This is a genomic window from Exiguobacterium sp. ZWU0009, from assembly GCF_000798935.2.
Taxonomy (GTDB): domain Bacteria; phylum Bacillota; class Bacilli; order Exiguobacteriales; family Exiguobacteriaceae; genus Exiguobacterium_A; species Exiguobacterium_A acetylicum.
The window spans coordinates 2,378,419-2,394,233 of sequence record NZ_CP018057.1 but is presented as its reverse complement, the minus strand read 5'-3'; the positions used below and the strand labels follow the sequence as shown (position 1 = coordinate 2,394,233).

Below are 15,815 nucleotides of genomic sequence, written 5' to 3'. Positions count from 1 at the left end.
TAACTCAAAAAAGAATGACTTGTCTTTTCACGCCCTTTCCTCAGGCGAGACACAAGCCAGTTTTCCTGCTTCACTTCAGCAGGAAAGCGGGTCTTGTTTGTCTCTGACAGCGCAAAAATGCGCTTATTCCTGTAGGAGTTGCGTGCAACGAGTCATTCTTCTTTTTACGAGATAAGGGTGGCAGACTCATGATCTGCCACCCTTATCTTTTTATAAATTGACTTATGGGTCAGCCTCGTATTTTTAAGCTGTTCGGAATAAACGGAGTGGTAACAAGCGAACGGCAATCGTCGTGGCGATGACAGCTTTGATTGTATCCCATAGGACAAACGGATAGTTAATCGCAAAAGCATCTTTGAACGATAGATCGAGTACAGCCATTAGACCGAATGTGCCAAGCAGGTAAACTAAACCAAGTCCGAAGACGATCATCCCGATGAAGAGAGGAACGAAGCGGCGCGTTTTTTCTGCAACAAGACCGATGAAGAAACCGGCAATCGGAAAGGCAATCAAGTACCCAACGGTTGGTCCGACGAATGGAGCAAGTCCACCTTTTCCGCCAAGCACCGGTAGACCAGCTGCTGCGAGTAATAAGAAAATCAAGACAGCGAGTCCGCCACGTTTGCCACCAAGGATTGCGCTGACCGTCATGATCGCGAGCATCTGAAGCGTGATCGGAACGGCACCGACAAGTTGAATCTGTGGCAAAGAACTGACGGCTGCGATGATGGCAGCACCAAGGGCAATGAATGTTAAATCTCTTGTTTTCATGAATAAAGTCCTCTTTTCTGTTTGTGTTAACTATGTATATTTAAAGGTTAACACAAACAGGTAAATGACGTCACTCTTTTTTTAAGACCAGGTATACATTTTAGTCATAGGTATAAAAAAAGCACCCACCGAAGTGAGTGCTGGAACAATCGATTAACGTGAGTAGTACTCGACGACGAGTTGTTCTTGGATTTGATCGTTCAATTCAGAACGCTCTGGAAGACGGACGAATGTTCCTTCGAGCTTCTCAGCATCGAAAGTAACGAAGTCTTTAGTTGCTGGAGCAACTTCGAGTGCTTCTTTGATAACGACAAAGTTCTTCGATTTTTCGCGAACTGAGATCGTTTGACCTGGTTTCACGCGGAATGATGGGATATCAACGCGTTGTCCATCAACTTGGATGTGACCGTGGTTGACGAGCTGACGAGCAGCACGACGTGTACGAGCCATACCCATACGGTAAACGACGTTATCAAGACGTGCTTCGAGTAAGAACATGAAGTTCTCACCGTGGATACCAGGCATTTTGCCAGCATCGTTGAAGATACGGTTGAATTGGCGTTCGTTTACTCCGTACATGTGACGAAGTGTTTGCTTCGCTTGAAGTTGAAGACCGTACTCAGATACTTTACGACGGCTGTTACCGTGTTGACCTGGTGCGTAAGGGCGTTTTGCGATTTCTTTTCCTGTTTCAGTAAGTGAGATACCGAGACGACGTGAGAGTTTCCAAGCTGGACCTGTATAGCGAGCCATAATAAGACTCCTCCTTATTGTTCGTTATTATTTGCATAAAAATAATAACGCCATCAAACCCACATTACGCCCATTTCATGATGTGGCACCCTCGCTTGATAGCAAAGTTACACGATGCCCCTCCGGTTATTCACCGAGTCATGAAATGTGATACGTAAGCGATTTGACCGCTATCGTTATCATTTCTGCACTTTTACAAGTATACGGTGTGGACAATCGACTGTCAATCAGAATTACAGATGGCGAAGCAGAGTCGTACAGAATGCTTCTAGACCAGCTTGATCGACTTCGTCAAAACGATTGAATTCTGGGCTGTCGATATCGAGGACACCGATCGTTTGTCCGTCTTTGACGAGTGGAATGACGATTTCTGAATTCGAAGCCGCGTCACATGCGATGTGACCTGGGAACTGATGCACATCTTCGATTCGTTGTGTCGTTTGCTCTGCTGCAGATGTTCCGCAGACACCACGACCGAATGGAATACGGACACATGCTGGAAGTCCTTGGAACGGTCCGAGGACAAGTTGGTTTTGCTCCGTATCCGTCAAATAGAAGCCGACCCAGTTGATACGGTCGAGGAACTGGTTGAGCAACGCGCTCGCATTCGATAAGTTCGCAACTTGATTGTCTTCTCCCATTAATAACGCATCAAGTTGTTTTGAGAGCATGTCATATTGTTTCGTCCGGTCACCTTCATATGTCTTTGTTTCGAACATAATAAAAATTCCTCCCATGAAAAGCGTATTTTTTTTAGTTTAACGAGTTTTTGCGTAGCTGACAAACAATTGATTTTTGGAAAAAGGATTCAAAACAGCGGAAGAAATCAGGAAAAGCCCTTGTAAATCTATGCAAAACGGTTGCGCTATACTATTATAAGGATAAGATTATTGCGATTTAGAGAAAATCTAAAGTCGTAGGACAGAGTGGAGGTCGTGACAAATGTGGGCATGGGTGATCGGAGTCATCGTCATCGTATTACTCGTCATGCTATTTAGCATGATCAGTCGAAAAAAATACTACGCGAAAATCGATGAACTTGATATGCGCAAACAAGGCATCGTCAGTGCATCGATTCCAAAGGAGTTGCAGGACTTAAAGCAACTACCGATGGCGGGTGAGACGGAGACGAAGTTCAGCTCCTGGCATCAAGCGTGGGAAGAGTTATTAACGGTCCACGTCGCCCAAATCGATGAGACCCTTTACCGGGCGGAGGAAGCGCTCGATAAATATCGGTTCATCGCCGTCAAGAATGACCTCGAAGTAACGGAACAATTGATTGCGGAACTCGAAGGATTGATCGATGAAATGCTCGTCGAGATGTCGACGTTCAAAACGAATCAATCGGTTCTAGCCGAACTGAAAGCGCAAGGGGAAGCCGATTCAGGGCAAGTTCGGAAATCATTATTGATTCAAGCGAATTCATTCGGTCCGGCGCTTGCGCGTCTGGAAGAACGAAGTGAACAGATCGACGCGCACTGGAATGAGATGTGTCAGTACGAAGCTTCAGGTGAAGTGACGAAGGCGTATGAAACAAGCTTGTTACTCGAGCAAGAAGTAGCAACGACGCGTCAACTCGTCGAACTCGTACCGAAACAATGGAAGATTCTCGCTCATGAATTGCGTCAACGGATTGATCAGCTTGGAGCGGGCTATAAGGAGATGTCGTTAGATGGGTACCCACTTGAACCACTCGGTCTCCAATCCGAGATCAAACGGTTCGAGGAACAACGTCTGAGCCTCTCTGAGAAAATCGAAATGCTAGAAGTCGACGGGTTGGAAGAGGCGATTCAACAGTTATCGGCCGATGTTGATCAAATGTATGATACATTCCGTCGTGAGGTCGATGCGCGTCATCAAGTGAAAAAAGAAAATCAATTCTTGAAACAAAAAGCGCTACGGATGCGTGAACGGATTCATCAATTGGCACAAGAATTTAGCATCTTACGTGAAAAATATGAAATCTCAGCAGATTTAGGGATTCATTATGAGACGATCCAGCGTGACGAAGAGCTACTGTTTGAAGCTGCAAAAGATCTCGATGAGTCGATTGCCGGAAAAATCATTCCGTTCAGTATGCTCGAAGATCAGATGCGCGATGCGATTCGCCTCGAAGAACAGTTGATGATTCAGTACGAACGCTTTACGGTCGAACTCCAGGCACTTCGAAAAGAAGAGACGGAAGTTCGCGAACGAATCGTCGAATGGCGTCATCAGCTGTCGCAGACACGTCTCCGTCTGAAACGACTCGGATTACCGAACTTACCGGCTGAGGTGGAAGAAGCGCTCCGAAATGCGAATCGTTCACTGCAGACGCTTGAAACACGGTTAGAAGAGTTACCGTTTAACGTTCGATCGATCGTCGCACAAAGTCAAGACGTCCAAGAAACGTTTAAACATGTGCAAGAACGGTTAGATACATTAGTGTTCGAAGTCACGTATGCCGAACGGCTCGTCCAGTATGCGAACCGGTACCGTCGCCACGACAACGAGATACATATGTCGCTGACGATCGCGGAAACGAAGTTCTTAGCGGGAGACTATGAACGAACGATTGTCTTAGCGGAACGTGTCCTAAATGAATACGATCCGGCCGCGATCGAACGTATTAAACGGTCGTGTGCACCAGAAGAAACATTGCACGTTTAAATCAGGATCGACAATTCAGGGTGACCGTCATGGTCACCCTATTTTTGTAAAAAGAGGAGTGAGTGGAATGGGAACACTATACGTAAACGGATTGATTCGAACGATGGCACACGAAGAGGATGTCCATTCAGCGATGTTCGTCGAGAAGACGCGGATCATCGCGATGGGAGAGGAAGGAAAGCTACGCCGCCGTTTCGGTAGACGTATTGATCAGATTCACGACTTGAACGGAAAAGCTGTATATCCAGCCTTTACGGATGCGCATATTCATCTGATCGGTTACGGGGAAGCGATCAATCGTGTCGATGCCTCGCGTTATACGACGCTTGAAGCGTTAGGGCAAGCTTTTCTCAAGGCGGAACCAGTCAATGGGATCCATGTGGCAGAAGGCTATGACGAAACGAAGCTTGATCGTGCACCGACGAAAGCATGGCTCAATCAGTTGTTCCCTGATGCACCTGCCTTGTTGAAACGAACAGACCGGCATACAGCACTTGTCAACGATGTCTTGTTCCAACAGCTCGGATATAAAGCGTCGACTGTCATCGAAGGTGGAAAGGTCGGTATATCGGATAATGGTGAAGCTGACGGATTCTTGTACGATGCGGCGCTTGAACCTTTATATGCGTTACAAGCTGGAAACTTGGAGCGGAATAAATCGTCCCTCCGGTCAGCGATTAAGAACTTATACCAATACGGCATCATTGCGGCACACACAGAAGACTTGTCGTATCACGGTGATGTCGCGGACATCTTGCAAGCCTATAAGGAAGTGACGCAAGAGACAGGCTTCCATACGCATTTGCTCGTGCATCATCTTGTCATTGATGAGTTCGTGCAACAACAACCTACTTTACCGTCAACGATGTCAATTGGTGCGATGAAACTGTTCGTCGACGGCGCTCTCGGAGGACGGACAGCTCTTCTCGGTCGTGGTTATTCCGATGATCCGACGACACGTGGTATTGAAGTGCATACGCCAGAACAACTCGAGCAACTCGTCAAACGTGCACGTAGTTACGGGTTCACAGTCGCGGCACACGTCATCGGGGATTTAGCGATCGAGCGGTTCGTACAGGTGCTCGAGAAGTATCCTGCGCCAAAAGGGAAACGAGATCGCATCATTCATGCGACGGTCGTCCGACCAGAAACGCTTGCGCGAATTCGGAAGTTACCGGTCTTGATTGACGTCCAACCGGTCTTTTTACTGGATGACGCCGATTTCATCGTCGATCGACTCGGGTTGAACCGCTTAGACTGGAGTTATCGCTTACGTTCGTTAGCTGAGACCGGCGCATTATTGTGCGGCGGAGCAGATGCGCCGATCTCTGACCCCGATGTCCGACGGTCGCTTTATGCAGCAACTGAAGGAACGGCAGGGCGTGTCAATAAAACGAACGAGACGTTATCGATGTTTGAAGCCTTATTGCTCTTTACGAAAAATCCACATCTCGCGACGGAAACACATGGTCGAAAAGGATTGCTCTTACCTGGCTATGATGCCGACTTCGTCATCTTTGAAGAAGACTTCTATCGCCTGCGTGGGGAAGCGATCTTAAATAACCGTTTGGTCGAGACGGTCCAAGCTGGAAAAACCGTTTATCAGGCGGAAGCCGCGTTAGTGTGATGTTTGCGCATAGTGTGAAATAGCTTCCGAATAGAACGTGGATAGTCCAGGGGCATACGCATCGTAATAGGCACGGAATCGTTCGTCAGACACATACATCTGACCGAGTGAGGCAAAGAGAGATAATGCGCATGGGTAATAGTACGTATCGATGAAGTCATGTTGATCTTTGACGACTTGTTGAACGTCTGGATCCGTAGTCATGCGCCCGTCACGGTAAAGGACCGTCAAGCGCTGATCGAGCTGTTTGTGCATGGTGCTCAGTTGTTCTTTCTCATTCGGAGTACGTTGTTGTTGTCTTTTTGCACTGATTCGATAGGCGTCGGTGTCGCCGTAGTGTTTTTGGACTTCATCTGCATGTTGCTTTTCATGCGTAACGATCTCATCATGCCGTAAACCACGGAATAATTGTTCGTCTTTCATGGGGAGTCCTCCTTTTAACGTGAGTAATGTCTGTTCAGCGAGTTGAGCGAGCATTTGATAATGCGAAGCTTTTTCTTGAAGAAGCGCAATCTGCTTTTTCAGTGTCGTATGATGATTGGAATCAGGTTGCGTGAGTAATCTTCGGATTTCTGACAGTGGAAAATCAAGTGAACGATAGAGCAGGATTTGTTGTAAACGTAAAAGATCTTCCTTGCTGTAACTTCGGTGACCGGCATCGGTACGCTTTGGCACGAGGAGACCGATCGTCTCATAATGATAGAGTGTTCGTTTTGTGACGCCGGTCAGTTTGGCAATTTTCTGAGTGGAATACATCAGTTGTGTACCTCCTTTGATTGGAGTATAAGGGGTGACGTAACGGAAGACGCAATAAAAAAATCTGCCCCGAGGAGGCAGATTTTTTTATTGTCATAAGAACGAGCGTTGAATCTTATGCCAAAATGTATTATTCGTCAGTTTGACGGTTTTCAGTTCTTTTTCAGAAAGTTGGATATCGACTGAATCTGTTCGTGTGAGACTGAGTGCTTCGTTATCCATCCCGATGATCGGATAGTCGTTTCCGTCTTCGATGATGCGTAACGAGAGTTTCCGTCCACGGTTCAGTAGGAAAGCAGAACCGAGTGTCCGGTACCGGTTGTTGTTGACCGAAGCAATTTCGCTGACTTGAAGACAGTGGATCAATGGATCGACGATCGCACCAGAGAGTGACTTATTATAAGCCGTAGAGCCCGTCGGTGTTGAGATGACCATTCCATCCCCGCGGAATGTCTCAAACAGGAAGTCATCGATATAGACTTCGATCGCGAGTGATTTGATGATGCTCGACTTCACGGAACATTCGTTCAGACAGAGCATCGGTGGTCCACCGTTGATGGATGCTTCGAGCAGTGGATAACGACGTACTTCGATTTCACCATCCGAGACACGGTTGCCTGTCTCTTTAAAGATCGCTTCGACCGCCGAAAGATCATTGATATCAAAATCACAGTAGAACGAGTTTGGTCCTTCAGCGAATCCAACATAGATGGCATCATCACGGAAACCTGTGAAGCGTGCCGCTTGCAAGAAAGCCCCATCTCCACCAATCGAGACGATGATGTTTGCTTGTCGGTGATCTTGGACGACGTTCAGTCCATATCGTGTACCGACATCAATCAACTTTCGCACCTGCGTCTCGTGTCTTTGTGTATTTCGGTAGTACAGGTAGACATTATTTCGAGCCATGGTCAATTCCCCCTTGAAAGCGTTTCATGAACTCTTTCATTATACCTGTTTTTTGGAAAGACGGGTACTGAAGTCCATCAATTATGGCAGAATGCTTGCCATCTTCGCAGATCATTCCTATAGTTAAATAGAAAATACAGTATATCCAATCAGGGGAAATGGGGAATTCATATGGCAACTTTTAAAGGAAATCCAATCACACTTCAAGGTACAGCAGTTCAAGTCGGACAAACAGCACCTGACTTTCAAGTGTTAGCTAACGACTTATCACCGGTAACACGTGATACATATCAAGGTGTTCGAATCATCAGCGTTGTCCCATCAATCGATACAGGCGTTTGTGATGCGCAGACACGCAAATTCAATGAAGAAGCAGCAACAATCGAAGGTGTGACGGTCATGACGATTTCAAACGACCTTCCGTTCGCACAACGTCGCTGGTGCGCATCAAGCGGTCTCGATCAAGTCGTGACGTTGTCTGATCACCGCGATCTTTCATTCGGTACACAGTATGGCGTAGCCATCGAAGAATTACGCCTGCTTGCACGTTCTGTTTTCGTTCTTGATTCAAACAACGAGATCACGTACGTTGAATATCTTGAAGAATCAACAGACGAAGTTAATTTTGAAGCAGCACTCGCTGCAGCGCGTGAAGCGAAGTAAGAATGGTTTACAAACGCCGCTGAAGCGTTACAATGGAACTAATGATAGAAACGGCTCCCGCTCTACGGGGGGCCGTTTCGTTTTGGAGAGGATGACGTACATGGAGCCGTTAGAAAAGTTATATAAGGAATTAACACGTCAAACAAAACAAATCGAACGTGATCTTGATATGCCCTATTTAGAAGCGTTGACGACGGTGATTGATCGATTGAACGATCGTCATACTGAAAATGTAGATAAAGAGGTCATTCGGAAGGCAGTGTCGCTTGCTATTTTAGAAGGGATGAAACAAGCGCAACCGAACCATTTGCCGACGCCAGACAGTGTCGCTTTGTTTGCTGGTTATCTAATCGGGAAATTGGTAGGTAAGGAGGACATCCGATTACTTGAGTTGGGGAGTGGGACGGGTGGCATGTTACATGCTGTCTTAAGTCAGCTTTCGACAGGTACAGCCGCTGAGGCGGTCGAGGTAGATGAGACATTGATTCGTTTATCAGCAGCGGTAACGGAATTACTCGACTATCCAGTCACGTATACCCATCAAGATGCGTTACGACCATTATTGTTAGATCCAGTTGATCTTGCGATGGCCGATCTTCCTGTCGGTTATTATCCGGATGAAGAGGCTGCCGCGTCTTACATCTTGAAACGAGACGAAGGCATGAGCTATAGTCATTTCTTGTTGATTGAACAGGCGATGCAATACGTCAAACCAGGTGGATTCGGTGTCTTCGTTATCCCGAACGGTCTGTTCCAGCATGATACGGAAGGGAAGTTGAAACAGTACTTCGAATCAAAAGCGCATGTCATCGGTATTTTGCAGTTGCCGCTCACGATGTTCAAACAAGAACAGGCAGCAAAAAGTTATTTGATCGTCCGTAATCATTTAGCCGGTATGAAGATGCCGAAACAAGCATTGCTTGCTGAGTTGCCATCGTTCACAGATGCCCGCGCCTTTGGTGGTATGGTGAAACAGATTGATGAATGGATTAACACAGAATTAAAATGAATTACGCAAAGTGATTGAAATCTGTCGTTAATTTGACTATTCTAGTTGTAGAACAGAAATAGAAGAAAACCTAAACAGATGTGAATGTTCATTGGATTCAAATGGAAAAGGGGAAAAATCATGGCAAAAATTATGGCGGTAAACGCAGGTAGTTCGTCTTTGAAGTTCCAATTGCTCGAAATGCCGAACGAAACGATGATTGCAGTCGGACTCGTTGAACGCGTTGGTAAAGACGATGCAATCTTTACGATTAAATATGGTGAAGGACAAAAGTATACAGATGTCCTCCCACTTGCAACACATAAAGAAGCAGTCGAGTTGTCACTCGAAAAATTGATGGAGTTCGGAATCATCTCGTCTTACGATGAGATTAAAGGTGTTGGACACCGTGTGCTTCATGGTAAAGAAAAATATGCAGACTCTGTATTGATTACAGATGAAGTCATGCACGATATCGAGTCGTACACAGAACTCGGACCACTTCACATTCCACCAAACTTGATCGGAATCCGGGCATTCCAAGCATTGCTTCCGGAAGTACCACAAGTGGCAGTCTTCGATACGGCGTTCCACCAAACGATGCCAGAAGAAAACTTCCTTTACAGCTTGCCGTATGATTACTATACAGAATACGGCATCCGTAAATATGGTTTCCACGGTACGAGCCACAAATACGTTACGGAACGTGCATCTGAATTACTCGGTCGTCCGTTAAAAGACCTCCGTTTGATTTCATGTCACTTAGGTAGCGGAGCATCGATCGCAGCAGTTTCGGGTGGCGAATCAATCGATACGACAATGGGCTTCACACCGCTTGAAGGGATCACAATGGGAACACGTTCTGGTTCGCTTGACCCAGCGTTGATTCCATTCTTGATGGAGAAAACAGGGAAAACAGCAGAGGACGTCTTGAACGTCATGAACAAAGAGTCTGGAATCTACGGTCTTTCAGGTCTCTCAAGTGACTTGCGTGATGTCCAGACAGCTGCTAAAGAAGGAAATCATCGTTCAGAGATGGCACTCCGTATCTTTGCTAACCGTATCCACGGTTACATCGGGCAATACGCTGCTGAGATGAATGGTGTCGATGCGATCATCTTCACAGCGGGCGTCGGAGAAAACTCAGATTCAATCCGTGAGCGTGTCTTACGTGGTCTTGAATTCATGGGCGTGTACTGGGATCCATCACTCAACACTGGAGCTCGTGGAGAAGAACTCTTCATTAACTACCCACACTCACCAGTTAAAGTCATCATCATTCCAACGAATGAGGAATTGATGATTGCACGCGACACGGTTCGTGTTGGTGGATTAGTTGCTCAAAACGCATAATCGTTTCAATCAAAAAGACTGAGTCGTTATTCCAACGATTCAGTCTTTTTTTATAAAATCTAAGAAATAGAATATACGAACATACGATCTATTGTTACGGTGTTTGTCATATAACGAAAAATGAATCGTCATCTTTGTAAAAATAAACCCAAAAATGATCGATTTCTTAAAAAAATGAGTCTTTTGTAACATAAAAGTAATAGTACAGACATATTTTTGTGGTCTATATGTAACGGCACTACTTCGTTTTGTCATGTATATTAATCTCAGTTAACAAACACGAAACAATGATGGAGGAGAAAATACATGATGAAACGGATGCTCGCAAGTGTTTTAACGGTCGTGTTAGCACTCAGTTCGTTCGCAGGTCTTCAAGCAGAGGCTGCAACTAAGAAAAGCGTCAAGTCAACAGTCGATAGCCTAGTCATTCGTCAGAAAGCTACTACTTCTTCGAAAAAGCTCGGTCTTCTATATAAGAACCAAACGTTATCGTACAAAGCAAAAACAGGTAACTGGTATAAAGTAAGTTACAAAGGTAAAACAGCTTACCTTAGCGCAAGCTACTCGAAAGTCGTGACGTCAAGCAGTTCGAAAAAACAATCGACAGGTGGTTGGAAAACAATCACGAACGTAAGCGCAACAGCTTACACGCCGTATGATCCAGGTAGTGGTAATCTGACAGCAATCGGTTGGAACATCAAAAGCTCGAAAAAGAAAGTCGTAGCGGTTGATCCACGTGTCATTCCACTTCGTTCGACAGTGAAAGTGTATTACAAAGGGAAATTAAAAGGAACGTATACAGCCGCTGATACTGGCGGTGCCATCAAAGGCAAGAAGCTGGATATCCTTTACTACTCTCGTTCAGAAGCATTCAACTGGGGTCGTCGTACGGTCACAGTAAAATACAAATGATTTTAAACCATCGGACATTGGTTCGATGGTTTTTTTTGATTAAGTAGGTCGTCAAAAAAGCCTCGCTTCCTTTGAAATGAAGGAAGCGAGGCTTTTTGGTGAAGAGTGGTTCATAAACGGACGATCAAAACGTCACATTTTGCGTAACGCGTAATGCTTTCAGAGACACTACCGATGAAGAAACGCTCAACAGCGTTTAAACCAGTTGCGCCACAGATGATTAAATCGGCATCGTGATTAGGGGCAAGCTTTTTGGCGATCGTTACTTTCGGTGAGCCGTATTCAATCGCTACTTCGACTTCCTGTACACCGCGATCTTGAGCGGTCTTGACGTATTCGTCTAGCAATTCCTTCGCGTAAGATTCGGCACGCTCCGTGATGGTGCGGTCATATGCTTCTACCGTTGCGAATGTCCGTGTATCAATGACGTGTGCGATGATCAATTTTGCATCATTTCGCAATGAAACATCGATTGCCGTCTCGAAGGCACGTTCTGCCTCTTTTGAGCCATCTACTGCTACAAGTACATTATGATAGACGATTGCCATGATGAATCCATCCCTTCGTAATCGATATGATGAGTACACCCTAATTATACCATTCTCTTACTGGGAGCGGATGAAACATTCAGTGAGTTCTAAAAATTGTCCTTCCTTTCCGTTCCGTCGTAAGATGGAGTCAGTGAAAGGGGGCGATGCCAAGATGAGGCACGCGTTAATTACAGCAGGTACAAAAGGACTGGGAGAACGAGTAACGCGCCAGTTACTGGAAGAAGGTTGGAAAGTGACAGCGTTCCATCGTTCCGAACCCGAATTTACACATCCGAACCTCATGACGATTCAAGCGGATGTGACGAATCAAGAAGAATTGGAACGCGCAACCCAACAAGCAATCAACGAGCAAGGTCGGATTGATGCGTTGATACTTAATGCAGGACCTTATATATTTGAACGAAAAGCGTTAGTAGATTACACCGATCAGGAATGGAATGAAGTGATCACCGGGAATCTGACGGCTAGTTTTTGGCTGTTACGTCAAGTGTTACCCGTCATGCGTAAGCAATCTTATGGTCGAATCATTACGTATGGCTTTCCAGAGAGTGCAACAGCGCCGGGATGGGTATGCCGGGCGGCGTTCGCTGCTGCTAAAAGCGGGATGGTGAGTTTGACGAAGAGTGTAGCGCTTGAAGAAGCGGAACATGGCATCACGGTCAACATGGTCAACCCAGGAAACATCGTCGGAGACAATAAGACGAAACAGATTTCAGAAGCGGAGCATGATGAGGCGACGCCTGTCGGAAGAACGGGTGTCGGAGAAGACATCGCTCGCGCGATCTCCTTCTTGCTGGCAGAAGAATCGAGTATGATCACGGGAGCAATTCTCGATGTAACAGGTGGCGTCAATGTCATCCATCAATCCCGTAAGTAAGCAAAAACACCTAATCCAAGCGATGGATTAGGTGTTTTTCTTGAGTTAAGATGAAGGAATGGATTGAAGGTGTTTTGGTGTGCGAGTTAACGCAACTGGACCTTCCGCAGTGAGATGAATATCATCCTCGATGCGGACGCCACCGACACCTGGAACATAAATGCCTGGTTCGAGTGTGTAGACGATACCAGCTTCAGCCGTCAGTAGGTTGTTTGACGCGAGAGACGGGAATTCATGAACCTCGATTCCGAGTCCGTGACCGACACGGTGCGTGAAGTACTGCCCGTAACCAGCTTCTGTGATGACGTCACGAGCTGCCTTATCTAACGAACCGAGTGTCGTGCCGATCTGGCTTGCTTCTGTCGCGGCTTCAAGTGCTTGGCGAACCGTTTCATAGATTTTTTTCTGTTCTTCGTTCGCTTCGCCGTAAACGAAGGTCCGTGTAATATCGGAACAGTAGCCTTTCCAAACGACGCCGAGGTCAAATAAGACGAAGTCGCCTTCTTGGATGACACGGTCGCCGGGTACACCGTGCGGATCAGCACTGTTTGCACCAAATAAAACAAGCGTATCAAATGACATCTCGCGGACGCCTTTTTTCTTCATTTCATATTCGATTTCCGCAATGACTTCGATTTCCGTGATCCCCGGGCGAATCGCTTGTTTACCGATTTTGATTGCTTCGTCCGCAAGTTGTGCTGCTTCTTGAAGAATAGTGATTTCGTCCGGTGTTTTTTTCAAGCGCAGTCCTTGTAGCGACGCACCGATATCGAGAATCGCTGCGTTCTCAAGACGTGAACTTAACTCCTGATAGCGGCTGAACGTCATATGTTCCCCTTCGATACCAATCCGGTTATTCGAGTGTTCGAATGTCGCGAATAATTCTGCTAATCGATCAAACGGGTTTTCGTGATCCTCATACGTCACGACGTCTCCTTCCCAAGGGCTCGCTGCAACGATACTTGCTTCGAGTGCCGGACAGAATAATACATGTTTACCGGTTACATCGACGAGGACCGCCATGACACGTTCGTGTGGTTCAGCGTAGACTCCTGAGAAATAAAAGACGTTTGCCTTCGAAGTGACGACGGCTAAGTCGATTCCTTGTTCTTTCAAGAATTCACTGATTTGGTTCGTACGTTCGCGCATATATGATTCCACCTCTCTACTCATTTTCTACATAAGTATATCATCGTCCGGTTCGAAAAACATTTATCGTAAATCAGACTAGTACACGTTTTCATCTTTAGAGTAGTACAGTATAATGACAGGAGAGTAGAAAAAAGGAAAAGAAGGGATACAGTATGCCTACGAAACACGAACAGATCATTCGACACATCGAAGATCTTGATGTCGGAACAAAGATTTCCGTCCGACAAATCGCGAAGGATTTGACCGTATCCGAGGGGACGGCTTATCGCGCCATCAAGGAAGCAGAAAATTTAGGGTTCGTCTCGACGATCGAGCGAGTCGGAACGATTCGGATTAAAAAGAAACAAAAAGAAAATATCGAGAAGCTGACATTCGCGGAAGTCGTGAACATCGTCGATGGTCAGGTGCTCGGTGGTCGAAATGGATTACACAAGACGTTGACGAAATTCGTCATTGGCGCAATGAAGCTCGAAGCCATGATGCGCTACATCGATGTCGATAGTCTCGTCATCATCGGAAACCGCGAAAAAGCACATGAGCTCGTGCTTGAAGCAGGGGCTGCTGTATTGATTACCGGTGGCTTCGATACGACAGAAGATGCGAAGCGATTGGCGGATGAGATGGAGTTACCGATCATTTCGACGTCATATGATACGTTCACGGTTGCGACGATGATCAACCGTGCGATTTATGATCGATTGATCAAAAAGGAGATTTTACTCGTCTCGGATATTTTAATTCCGTTGCATGACACGTTCTATTTACAGACGACGGATCCCATTTCACGCTGGCATGAGTTAAATGAGCAGACGAAACACAATCGTTATCCCGTCATCGATGAACAAATGAAGGTCGTCGGTGTCGTGACAGCGAAGGACATCATTGACCGTCCACATGACTGGGCTGTTGAAAAAGTCATGACCCGTCACCCGATCACGGTCGGTATTCGAACGAGTGTCACGAATTCCGCGCATCAGATGGTCTGGGAAGGAATCGAGATGCTACCGGTCATCGACCAATACGGTCGATTGCTCGGGATCATTAGTCGGCAAGACGTCCTCAAGGCACTGCAACTCGCGAATCGTCAACCACAAGTCGGAGAGACGTTCGACGATCTAATCACGGGGCAAATCAAGGCGGCGGAGGACGAACGGGGACCGTACTTATCGCTTGAGGTCTCGCCGCAAATGACGAACTTCATGGGGACTGCTTCGAGTGGGGTGTTGACGACGCTTCTAGTCGAAGGAGCGACGCGAATGTTACGCCATATGAAAAAAGGTGACCTTGTCATTGAAAATGTCAGCATCTACTTCATTAAACCTGTTCAAATCGAGAGCACGGTAACGATCCGGGCGAATGTCTTTGACGTCGGTCGAAAATTCGGGAAAGTCGATGTCGAAATGTATCAAGGGACACAAATTGTTGCGAAGGCACTCGTGACATCCCAACTCATCGATCGTTAAATGAATCAAAAAGAACCGAAGTCAACTGACTTCGGTTCCTCTGAATCTAGCTCAGGATTGCTCCATCTCGCGGACGACATACGGATAAATCTTTTTGTAACGGATGAATCCGGCGATGAATGAAGCAACACCGACGATGATTAAAATGGAACAAACGATTTTCCCAACGAGTGTCGTTAATCCGTTCCCGGAAACGAACTGGTTGACGGCGAATAGGATGACGAACAAGCTCAACCAAATGCTCGCTTGCGTATTGAACAAGTATTTTCGGTTCGTGCTTTTCGTATGGAACGCGCGGCGTTTTGCTAACAAATACCCACCAAGCGAGAAAACGATGAGGGCGATGAGGATGAATTGCATGTTAAAAGGACCTCCTTTTTGTCTTCATCTA

At 46.2% G+C, this 15,815-nt stretch carries 16 protein-coding genes; 8 read left to right on the top strand and 8 right to left on the bottom strand.

The genetic code is table 11. From position 1 onward, the window contains the following. Positions 1 to 243: 243 nt before the first annotated feature. The 3 genes from L985_RS12520 to L985_RS12510 all read right to left on the bottom strand — a co-directional run bounded on the left by L985_RS12520 (position 244) and on the right by L985_RS12510 (position 2,243). A complete protein-coding gene (locus L985_RS12520) occupies positions 244 to 771 on the bottom strand; it encodes a biotin transporter BioY (RefSeq protein WP_023469060.1) in 528 nt (175 codons plus the stop codon). A gap of 153 nt (positions 772 to 924) precedes the next feature. Next, positions 925 to 1,524, bottom strand: coding sequence for a 30S ribosomal protein S4 (gene rpsD / locus L985_RS12515; protein WP_023469059.1), 600 nt, complete (start codon positions 1,522 to 1,524; stop codon positions 925 to 927). A 233-nt stretch (positions 1,525 to 1,757) separates the two neighbouring features. Then, positions 1,758 to 2,243: a GAF domain-containing protein gene (locus L985_RS12510; protein ID WP_023469058.1), complete on the bottom strand. Its 486-nt coding sequence runs from the start codon at positions 2,241 to 2,243 to the stop codon at positions 1,758 to 1,760. Between the two features lie 223 nt (positions 2,244 to 2,466). Here L985_RS12510 and ezrA point away from each other — a divergent pair, with 223 nt between their 5' ends. Further along, complete coding sequence (ezrA, locus tag L985_RS12505) at positions 2,467 to 4,173, top strand: septation ring formation regulator EzrA (RefSeq protein WP_047393521.1); 1,707 nt, start codon at positions 2,467 to 2,469, stop codon at positions 4,171 to 4,173. Between the two features lie 67 nt (positions 4,174 to 4,240). After that, entirely contained in the window at positions 4,241 to 5,800 is a 1,560-nt protein-coding gene (locus tag L985_RS12500; RefSeq protein WP_029342348.1) for an amidohydrolase, read from the top strand. Here the strand turns inward: L985_RS12500 and L985_RS12495 are convergent. Further along, the gene (locus tag L985_RS12495; protein ID WP_047393524.1) at positions 5,792 to 6,556 is read right to left on the bottom strand and encodes a MerR family transcriptional regulator; all 765 of its coding nucleotides are present in this window, start codon (positions 6,554 to 6,556) and stop codon (positions 5,792 to 5,794) included. The genes L985_RS12500 and L985_RS12495 overlap by 9 nt on opposite strands. Before the next feature lie 93 nt (positions 6,557 to 6,649). After that, complete coding sequence (locus tag L985_RS12490) at positions 6,650 to 7,465, bottom strand: NAD kinase (protein WP_023469054.1); 816 nt, start codon at positions 7,463 to 7,465, stop codon at positions 6,650 to 6,652. A 165-nt stretch (positions 7,466 to 7,630) separates the two neighbouring features. Between L985_RS12490 and tpx the strand changes: the two genes are divergently transcribed. From tpx to L985_RS12470, 4 genes are all read left to right on the top strand, one after another. Further along, on the top strand, positions 7,631 to 8,128 hold the full coding sequence (tpx, locus tag L985_RS12485) for a thiol peroxidase (protein WP_148662037.1): 498 nt from the start codon (positions 7,631 to 7,633) through the stop codon (positions 8,126 to 8,128). 100 nt (positions 8,129 to 8,228) lie between these two features. Further along, positions 8,229 to 9,137, top strand: a complete 909-nt coding sequence (locus tag L985_RS12480) for a class I SAM-dependent methyltransferase (RefSeq protein WP_047393526.1) — start codon at positions 8,229 to 8,231, stop codon at positions 9,135 to 9,137. Positions 9,138 to 9,257: 120 nt separating this feature from the next. Then, positions 9,258 to 10,469, top strand: coding sequence for an acetate kinase (locus L985_RS12475; RefSeq protein ID WP_047393528.1), 1,212 nt, complete (start codon positions 9,258 to 9,260; stop codon positions 10,467 to 10,469). Positions 10,470 to 10,775: 306 nt separating this feature from the next. Then, a complete protein-coding gene (locus L985_RS12470) occupies positions 10,776 to 11,381 on the top strand; it encodes a 3D domain-containing protein (RefSeq protein ID WP_029342343.1) in 606 nt (201 codons plus the stop codon). 110 nt (positions 11,382 to 11,491) lie between these two features. Here the strand turns inward: L985_RS12470 and L985_RS12465 are convergent, their stop codons facing one another. After that, positions 11,492 to 11,929 carry a universal stress protein gene (locus L985_RS12465; RefSeq protein WP_029342342.1) on the bottom strand — a complete coding sequence of 146 codons (438 nt, stop codon included), beginning with the start codon at positions 11,927 to 11,929 and terminating at the stop codon, positions 11,492 to 11,494. Positions 11,930 to 12,083: 154 nt separating this feature from the next. On the opposite strand from L985_RS12465, the gene L985_RS12460 reads away from it, so the two are divergent. Further along, complete coding sequence (locus tag L985_RS12460; protein ID WP_047393531.1) at positions 12,084 to 12,809, top strand: SDR family oxidoreductase; 726 nt, start codon at positions 12,084 to 12,086, stop codon at positions 12,807 to 12,809. A gap of 45 nt (positions 12,810 to 12,854) precedes the next feature. Here L985_RS12460 and L985_RS12455 read toward each other — a convergent pair whose 3' ends face one another. Further along, positions 12,855 to 13,958, bottom strand: coding sequence for a M24 family metallopeptidase (locus L985_RS12455; RefSeq protein WP_047393533.1), 1,104 nt, complete (start codon positions 13,956 to 13,958; stop codon positions 12,855 to 12,857). Positions 13,959 to 14,113: 155 nt separating this feature from the next. Here L985_RS12455 and L985_RS12450 point away from each other — a divergent pair, with 155 nt between their 5' ends. After that, the gene (locus L985_RS12450) at positions 14,114 to 15,424 is read left to right on the top strand and encodes a DRTGG domain-containing protein (protein WP_023469046.1); all 1,311 of its coding nucleotides are present in this window, start codon (positions 14,114 to 14,116) and stop codon (positions 15,422 to 15,424) included. Positions 15,425 to 15,475: 51 nt separating this feature from the next. Here L985_RS12450 and L985_RS12445 read toward each other — a convergent pair whose 3' ends face one another. Further along, entirely contained in the window at positions 15,476 to 15,784 is a 309-nt protein-coding gene (locus tag L985_RS12445) for a YtpI family protein (protein WP_023469045.1), read from the bottom strand. Between the last annotated feature and the right edge of the window lie 31 nt (positions 15,785 to 15,815).

What these genes read in the sequence shown, in the direction of transcription:
- L985_RS12520 (WP_023469060.1), bottom strand. Translation starts at nt 771, where the DNA reads ATGAAAACAAGAGATTTAACATTCATTGCCCTTGGTGCTGCCATCATC.
- rpsD (WP_023469059.1), bottom strand. Translation starts at nt 1,524, where the DNA reads ATGGCTCGCTATACAGGTCCAGCTTGGAAACTCTCACGTCGTCTCGGT.
- L985_RS12510 (WP_023469058.1), bottom strand. Translation starts at nt 2,243, where the DNA reads ATGTTCGAAACAAAGACATATGAAGGTGACCGGACGAAACAATATGAC.
- ezrA (WP_047393521.1), top strand. Translation starts at nt 2,467, where the DNA reads ATGTGGGCATGGGTGATCGGAGTCATCGTCATCGTATTACTCGTCATG.
- L985_RS12500 (WP_029342348.1), top strand. Translation starts at nt 4,241, where the DNA reads ATGGGAACACTATACGTAAACGGATTGATTCGAACGATGGCACACGAA.
- L985_RS12495 (WP_047393524.1), bottom strand. Translation starts at nt 6,556, where the DNA reads ATGTATTCCACTCAGAAAATTGCCAAACTGACCGGCGTCACAAAACGA.
- L985_RS12490 (WP_023469054.1), bottom strand. Translation starts at nt 7,465, where the DNA reads ATGGCTCGAAATAATGTCTACCTGTACTACCGAAATACACAAAGACAC.
- L985_RS12480 (WP_047393526.1), top strand. Translation starts at nt 8,229, where the DNA reads ATGGAGCCGTTAGAAAAGTTATATAAGGAATTAACACGTCAAACAAAA.
- L985_RS12475 (WP_047393528.1), top strand. Translation starts at nt 9,258, where the DNA reads ATGGCAAAAATTATGGCGGTAAACGCAGGTAGTTCGTCTTTGAAGTTC.
- L985_RS12470 (WP_029342343.1), top strand. Translation starts at nt 10,776, where the DNA reads ATGATGAAACGGATGCTCGCAAGTGTTTTAACGGTCGTGTTAGCACTC.
- L985_RS12465 (WP_029342342.1), bottom strand. Translation starts at nt 11,929, where the DNA reads ATGGCAATCGTCTATCATAATGTACTTGTAGCAGTAGATGGCTCAAAA.
- L985_RS12460 (WP_047393531.1), top strand. Translation starts at nt 12,084, where the DNA reads ATGAGGCACGCGTTAATTACAGCAGGTACAAAAGGACTGGGAGAACGA.
- L985_RS12455 (WP_047393533.1), bottom strand. Translation starts at nt 13,958, where the DNA reads ATGCGCGAACGTACGAACCAAATCAGTGAATTCTTGAAAGAACAAGGA.
- L985_RS12450 (WP_023469046.1), top strand. Translation starts at nt 14,114, where the DNA reads ATGCCTACGAAACACGAACAGATCATTCGACACATCGAAGATCTTGAT.
- L985_RS12445 (WP_023469045.1), bottom strand. Translation starts at nt 15,784, where the DNA reads ATGCAATTCATCCTCATCGCCCTCATCGTTTTCTCGCTTGGTGGGTAT.